Origin of the sequence: Micrococcus sp. MS-ASIII-49 (assembly GCF_000946635.1) — a bacterium.
GTDB classification, from domain to species: domain Bacteria; phylum Actinomycetota; class Actinomycetes; order Actinomycetales; family Micrococcaceae; genus Micrococcus; species Micrococcus luteus.
In genome coordinates, this window is record NZ_JXSP01000137.1 from 1 (window position 1) to 7,242 (window position 7,242).

The 7,242-nt window shown below is 73.6% G+C and carries 6 protein-coding genes; all 6 read right to left on the reverse strand.

Annotated elements, in window-relative coordinates:
• A partial coding sequence (locus SJ20_RS09370) for a serine/threonine-protein kinase (RefSeq protein WP_235281293.1) occupies window positions 1–1,054 on the reverse strand: 1,054 nt, incomplete at its 3' end.
• Window positions 1,051–2,496 (reverse strand): penicillin-binding protein 2, encoded by a 1,446-nt coding sequence (locus tag SJ20_RS09375; protein WP_044659732.1) that lies wholly within the window; start codon window positions 2,494–2,496, stop codon window positions 1,051–1,053. The genes SJ20_RS09370 and SJ20_RS09375, both read right to left, overlap by 4 nt.
• A complete protein-coding gene (locus SJ20_RS09380) occupies window positions 2,493–3,917 on the reverse strand; it encodes an FtsW/RodA/SpoVE family cell cycle protein (RefSeq protein WP_036314455.1) in 1,425 nt (474 codons plus the stop codon). The genes SJ20_RS09375 and SJ20_RS09380 overlap by 4 nt, the downstream gene beginning before the upstream one ends.
• Window positions 3,914–5,629 (reverse strand): PP2C family serine/threonine-protein phosphatase, encoded by a 1,716-nt coding sequence (locus SJ20_RS09385; protein WP_044659733.1) that lies wholly within the window; start codon window positions 5,627–5,629, stop codon window positions 3,914–3,916. The genes SJ20_RS09380 and SJ20_RS09385 overlap by 4 nt, the downstream gene beginning before the upstream one ends.
• Window positions 5,630–5,632: 3 nt before the next feature.
• A complete protein-coding gene (locus SJ20_RS09390; protein WP_044659734.1) occupies window positions 5,633–6,193 on the reverse strand; it encodes an FHA domain-containing protein in 561 nt (186 codons plus the stop codon).
• Window positions 6,190–7,107, reverse strand: coding sequence for a DUF3662 and FHA domain-containing protein (locus SJ20_RS09395; protein ID WP_044659735.1), 918 nt, complete (start codon window positions 7,105–7,107; stop codon window positions 6,190–6,192). The genes SJ20_RS09390 and SJ20_RS09395 overlap by 4 nt, the downstream gene beginning before the upstream one ends.
• Between the last annotated feature and the right edge of the window lie 135 nt (window positions 7,108–7,242).

Consider the following 7,242-nt stretch of genomic DNA (forward strand, 5'->3'; position numbering starts at 1 on the left):
CCGCACCGGCGGCGCCGGGGCCGCGGGCGTCGTCGTCGGTGCGGGGCTGGGCCGCGGTCACCGGCAGCGCCGCGGTGGCGGGGAAGCCGTCCGTCCGGGTGCCCTCGGCGCGGGGATGGGTGGTGCGCATGCCGTCGTAGTCCAGGGGGGCGGTCTCGGCGCCCGAGGGGTCGGCCACGCCCTGCTCCTCGAGGAAGGCGGCCAGGCCGGGCACGGCCTCCACCGCGCCGCGGGTGTCCTTGCGACGCAGCGCGTCGGCGGCCTCCGAGAGCGCGGTCGCGTCCGAGGGCCGCTCCTTGGGGTCCTTCGAGAGCATGCACATGATCAGGGCGCGCACCGGGGCCGGGACGGTGTCCGGCAGGGGCGGCGGGGTGTCGTTGACCTGGGCGAGGGCGATCGCGATCTGGGACTCGCCCGTGAACGGGCGATGCCCGGCGAGGGCCTCGTAGCCGATGATGCCCAGCGAGTAGAGGTCGGAGGAGCCGGTGGCCTGCTGCCCCGTGGCCTGCTCGGGCGCGAGGTACTGGGCGGTGCCCATCACCTGGCCGGTGGCCGTGAGCGGGACCTGGTCTGCCAGGCGCGCGATGCCGAAGTCCGTCACCTTCACCCGGCCGGTGGGCGTGATCATGAGGTTGCCGGGCTTGACGTCGCGATGCACGAGCCCCTGGGCGTGGGCCGCCGAGAGCGCGGCCGCCGTCTGCGCGATGATCCGCAGGGTCCGCTCGGGGGAGAGCACCTTCTCCTTCTCGAGGATGGAGGACAGCGGCTGGCCCGGCACGAGCTCCATGACGAGGTAGGCGGAGCCCTTCTCCTCGCCGTAGTCGTAGACGTTGGCGACGCCGGGGTGGTTCAGCAGCGCGGTGTGCTGGGCCTCCGCCCGGAAGCGGCGCAGGAAGTTGGGGTCACCCGTGTACTCCTCCTTGAGGATCTTCACGGCGGTGATCCGGCCCAGGACCTTGTCCCGCGCCTTCCACACCTCGCCCATGCCGCCGATCGCGATGCGATCGGTCAACTGGTACCTGCCGCCGAGGGTGATGCCCGATGTCGGCCTCATTCCGTGACCACCGCTTCCATGATTGCCTTCATGCCACTGACGACTGTCTGATGTCCAACCCCCGGCGGCTCGTCCTCCACCACGATCGTCACGGCCGCCCGGGGGTTCTCGCTCGCGTCGAAGCCGGTGATCCAGGAGTGCACGTTGCCCGTGTCCCCGACCTCGGCCGTGCCCGACTTCGCCGCGATCCGCACCGTGTCCGACTGCACGGATCCCAGGATGCCGTCCTCCACCGCCGAGACCATCATGTCCGAGACCTGCCCGGCCACCTCGGGGGTCGTGGCCCGGCCGCGCTCACGGGGGCTGAACTCCTGCACCGTGGTGAGGTCCGAACGGCGGACCGCCTTGATCAGCTGCGGCTCCATGACCACGCCGTCGTTCGCGATGCCGGCGGCCACCATGGCCATCTGCAGCGCGGTGGCCTGCACGTCCCGCTGGCCGATCGAGGACTGCGCCAGCGCGGCGTCGTCCAGGTCGGAGGGGAACACGGAGCCGGTCACGGGCAGCGGGTAGTCGAAGGAGTCGTTGAAGCCGAACCGCTCGGCGACCTCCCGGATCCGGTCCTGGCCCAGCTCGACGGCGGCCATGGCGAACGGCGTGTTGCAGGACTGCGCCAGCGCCCACGTGAGGGTCTGACGCCCCACGGTGTTGCACGGTGAGCCGTCGTAATTGGGCAGCTCCGTGGTCGTGCCGGGCAGCGTCCACGCGGCGGGGATGTCCACCGTCCCGTCCGGGGTGTAGTCACCGGACTCGAGCATGGCCACCGCGTCGATCAGCTTGAACGTGGAGCCGGGGGACACGAGCTGCTCCGCGGCGCGGTTGCGGTACGCGCTGGCACCGGGGATCTGGTCGATCGCGGCCATGGCCGCCTGCGCCTCGGCCGGGCTGTGCGAGGAGAGCGCGTTGGAGTCGAAGCTCGGCTTCGACACCATGGCCAGGATCTCGCCTGTCGTCGGGTCCGTGACCACGGCGGAGGCGCGCACGCCGTCCGGGAGCGCGTCGTACGCCAGGCGCTGCAGCTCGGGGTCGATCGTCAGCTCCACCTGGTCGCCCTCAGGCGTGGCACCCGTGATGATCTCCATGGCGCGGTCCACGAACTGGGACGTGGGGGTGCCGGAGAGCTGCTCGTTCATGGCCGCCTCCAGCCCGTCGGTGCCGTAGGTGAGCGAATAGAAGCCTGTGAGCGGGGCGTACAGCTCGGGCTCGTGGTAGACGCGCTGGTAGTGGTACGCGTCGTCGGAGGGGACGGACTCGGCGATCGGCTCGCCGTCCACGAGGATCGGCCCGCGCGGGGCGCCGAACTCCAGGAACAACTGCCGCGAGTTCAGGGCGTGCGTCTTGAGCTGGTCCGCGGCCAGCACCTGGATGACGGACGCGGCCAGCGCGAGCACCAGGATCATGGCCGCCATGACGGTCCACGTGCGTCGGATCGCCTCGTTCACCGCTCCTCACCTCCTCCCGGGGGCACGGCCGCCGCCGGGAGCGCCGTGCCGGGGTCGAGGTGGCCGGCGCCGGGCCCGGACGCGTTGACCATCCCGTCCACGACCACGGGACGGCGGGCGGCGTTCGAGATGCGCAGCACGAGCCCCACGATGATCCAGTTGGCCAGCAGCGAGGAGCCGCCGGCGGCGAGGAACGGCGTCGTGAGGCCGGTGAGCGGCAGCACGAGGGTCACGCCGCCCATCACCACGAACACCTGCCACGCCATGGTGAAGGCCAGGCCGGAGGCGAGCACCTTGCCGAACGCGTCGCGCACGCCGAGGGCGGCGCGCATCATGCGGGTGACGAGCAGGAGGTACAGGACGAGCACGGCGGCCAGGCCCACGAAGCCGAGCTCCTCGCCGATGGCCGTGAGGATCATGTCCGAGAAGGACAGCGGCACCTGGGTGGGGTTGCCCGCGCCCAGGCCGGTGCCCATCAGCCCGCCTGAGGCCATCGCGAACAGGCCCTGGACCACCTGGTAGGAGCCGCCGAAGTCGCGATGGTAGATCTCGGGGTCGAAGGCCCTCAGCCAGATCTCGAACCTGGCGGTCACGTGCGGCATGAACAGGAACGCCAGCGCCGCGCCGAAGGCGATCAGGCCCAGGCCGAGGAGGATCCAGGAGGCGCGGGACGTGGCGATGTAGAGCATCGCCATGAACATGCCGAAGAACAGCAGGGCCGAGCCCAGGTCGCGCTGGAACACGAGCACGCCGAGCGCCAGGAGCCAGCCGGCCAGCAACGGGCCGAGGTCCCGGGCTCGGGGGAAGGTCACCGGGCCCACACGGCGGCCGGCCAGCAGGATCAGGTCGCGGTTCGCGGAGAGGTAGCCGGCGAAGAAGATGGCCAGCGTGATCTTGGCGATCTCGCCGGGCTGGAAGGTGCCGAATCCGACGTCGATCCAGATCCGCGCCCCGTACATGCTCAGGCCCAGCCCGGGCACGAGCGGCAGGAGCAGCAGCACGCCGGACGCGGCGAGGAACAGGTAGGGCCAGCGCCGCAGCACCCGGTGGTCGCGCACCAGGAACACCAGGGCGGAGGCCACCAGGACGGCCAGGACGGACCACACGAGCTGCGAGGTGGGGTTGGCCATCGCGGCGTCCTGGCTCAGCCGGTGGATCATGGCCAGGCCCAGCCCGTTGAGCAGGGCGGTGATCGGCAGCATGAACGGGTCCGCGTAGGGGGCCCGCAGCCGCAGGACCACGTGCAGCACGAGGGTGGCGGCGCCGAAGACGCCCAGCGGCACCCAGGCGGTGGAGTCCAGCGGGGCGTCCGTGCCGATCATGCCCAGCAGGTCCGCCCCCAGGGCGATGGCCAGGGCGGCCAGCAGCAGGACCAGTTCGATGTTCCGGCGCGGGCGTGCGGGGGAGATCACCTCGGTCACGGGGCCTCACCTCCCGTCGCGCTCGGGGACGACGCCGGGCTCGTCGGCGCGGTGGAGCCGGACGCGTCCGAGGGGCGGGCGGAGGACGACGACGGCGTCGTGCTCGGCCGGGCCCGCTCGGAGGGCTCACCGGCGGGGGCGGGGGCGTTCGGGTGCAGCGAGTCGCGCAGCTCGGCGACGATCTGCTCCGCGTGGTCCACGTCCCGGGCGGGCATGCCGGCGTTCACGCGGTCGCGTGCGTACGCGGGCAGCGCGTCCACCGGGAGGTCGGTCTGGCGGTCCACGTGGGACAGCTCGAGCGGGCCCAGCCGCTGGGAGACGCCCTTGAACACGGCGATCCGGCCGTCGTTGGCCCCCACGTAGTACTGCGTCTGGGTCCACAGGTAGCCCCACACGGCCACGGCCGCGAGGGTGAGGGCGAGCAGCGTGGTGAACACGGGGATGAACCAGCCGCGGCGGTACTGCACCGGGCGGTCGTCCTTTCCACGCCGCCGACGCGCGGCCCCGTCCTCGGGGCCGCCGGCGGGCCCGGCGGTCGCCGGGGCCGGGGTGGGGGCCGTGGTCATCGGCTCGGCGGCCTCGTCGGACGGGTGGTCGGCAGCGGTGGCGGCCGGTGTGGCGGCGGAGGAGGAGCCGGCGGCGGCAGCGGTGCCGCTCTGCGCGGCGGGCGGGACGGAGGCGTCCGGGCGCGGGGCGGCGGCGGGATCCGGCCCGTCCGTGAGGACGGCCGCGGTGCGCCGGGGACGGTTCTCCGGCACGGGCGTCTCGCCGAGCAGGGCGGCGACGCGGCGGCGCGTGGAGCTGCGCGTGACCACGGGGATGCGATCGGTCTTCACGGCGTTGGAGGCCGCGCCGACGAGCAGGTGAGGCCGTGCGTCCAGGTCCTCGCGCAGCAGCAGGCCGGAGACCGGGCCGACCTCGGGCGGGTGGGCGGCGGCGAGGGCCTGCTCGGACAGGTGGACGTCCGGGACGGGGGCCAGCTCCTCCGCCGTGCCCTCCGCGATCTCGAACGCCACCACGGTGACGTTGTCCGGGGCGCCGCCCTTGAGGGTGAGGTCCACGAGGGTGTCGACGGCCTGGTTGAGAGCCTCCGAGTCCCGCAGCACCTCGTGGATCTTCTCGGGGGGGACCACGTCCGTGAGGCCGTCCGAGCAGAACAGCCACCGTTCTCCGGGGGCGACGGGCACCTCGAACACGTCCAGCTCGGGGGAGGCGTCCACGTCGCCGAGCACGCGCATGAGCACGTTCTTGTTCGGGTGGAACGGGGCCTCCCCGGCCTCGAGGCGCCCCTCGTCGACGAGCTTCTGCACGAACGTGTGGTCCGTGGTGACCTGGGAGAACTCGCCGTCCGCGAGCCGGTAGGCACGGGAGTCGCCGATGTGCGCGATGTGCAGCGTGGTCCCCGCGAGCAGGCCGGCGGTGCACGTGGTGCCCATGCCGGCGAGCTTGGGGTTGGCGTGCACCAGCTCGTTGAGGATCAGGTTGGCGTTCTGGATCTCGTCCGGCAGCACCGTGGCCGGGTCCTCGTAGCCCACCGCATCCAGCGGGGCCAGGTCCAGCACCGTGGACGCGCTTGCCACGTCGCCGCCCACGTGCCCGCCCATGCCGTCCGCGAGCACGGCCAGATGACGGCCCACGTAGGCGGAGTCGTCGTTCTTGGCACGGACGCGGCCGACGTCGGAGCGGGCGGCGTAGCGGAGGACGAGGGTCATGGGTCAGGCCTCGAGCTCCATGACGGTCTTGCCGATGCGGATGGCCGTGCCGGGGCCCACGGGCAGCGCGCGGGTGACGGGGGCGCCGTTCACGTAGGTGCCGTTCGTGGAGCCGAGGTCCTCGAGGAACCAGCGGGTGCCCTGCGGGAACAGCCGGGCGTGGCGGCCGGAGGCGTAGTCGTCCACGAGCACCAGGTCGGCGTCCTGGGCGCGGCCCATCAGCAGGGGACGGCCCTCCAGGGCGATGGTCTGCCCGGCCTTCGGGCCCTCGACCACCCGCAGGGTCCGGGACAGCCGCGGGGCCGGCGTCGTCGGCGCGGACGCGGCGGGGGCCGGCGTCGACGCGGGCGCGGGGCGGTCGACCGCGGACGAGCCCGCCCCGGCGGCCCCGGCCGCGGGCACCGCGGTGACCAGGCCGGCGTCGCGCTGGGCCTGCTGGAGGCGTGTCTTGTTGCGTCGGCCGACCACGAGGTCGCGGCCCTGCGCCATGACGATGGAGATGATCAGCACCCACAGGGCCAGCAGCAGGCCCATGCGGAGCACGGCGACGGCGAGCTCGCTCATGCGCGGCCCCCCGTCCCGCCGAAGAACAGCAGCTCGGTCTGGCCGACGGTCACCACGTCCCCGTCGCGCAGGGTGACGGAGCCGTCCACGCGGCGGCCGTTGACGAGCACGCCGTTGCGGCTGCCCAGGTCCAGGAGCGTGACCGTGGAGCCGACGGTGAGCAGGCGCAGGTGTTCGCGGGACACCGAGGAGTCCGGGATCACGAGGTCGGCACGCTCGGCCGAGCGGCCGAGGATGAGGTCGTCCCCGTCCAGGGGGAGCATGCGGCCGTCCAGCTCGAGGGCCGGGCCGGCGGGCCCGGTCACGGGGCGGCCCATCACGACGGTCGGCTGGTCGGCGTGGGCGGGGGCGGCGGGCGCGGTCGAGGCGGCGGCCCAGCGGGGCGCCGGACGGGGCCCGACGCGCGGGGCGGGGGAGGGCTTGCGGGGCGCGGCCGCCGGCAGGTCCTCGACCAGTCGGTCCGGCGCCGCGGCCGAGGCTCCCGGGCCGTGGGCGGTGGCGGGCGAGGCGCCGTCGTCGTGGGGGGCCGGGGCGGTGAGCGAGCCGTCGTCCAGGCGGGTGACGACGCGCAGGTCCCCGGCGCGCACGTCCGCGTCCGGGTGGAAGGCGACCCGGACCGTGCCGGGCAGCGCATAGCCCTGGGAGTCGGCGTGGCGGATGACCTCGTCGCACAGCTCGCTGGCGAGGGTGGACCCCCACGAGCGGGCGCGCTCGAAGTCGGCGGGGGAGAAGTGGACCACGTAGCTGTTGGGCGCGACCGTGTGGCCCTCGGACAGCGCGAACGACTCGTCGTCCATCGCCTGTCGCAGGGCCGAGGCGATCTCCACCGGCTTGACCGCCCGCGGACCGCCGGCCGAGAAGGCCGAGCGCACGGCCCGCTCCAGGCCGCGTTCGAGGTTGTCCAGAAGTCCCACGACGGGGCCCCTTTCCACAGTTGTCCGTCCCGATACTACGGGCCGGGCTGGGAGACCGCCGAGAACAGCGGGATTCTGCGGGGTGGAGCGCGGGTGGGAGAGGTGCCGGAGGGGCGAGCTGCCGGCGTGGCGGGG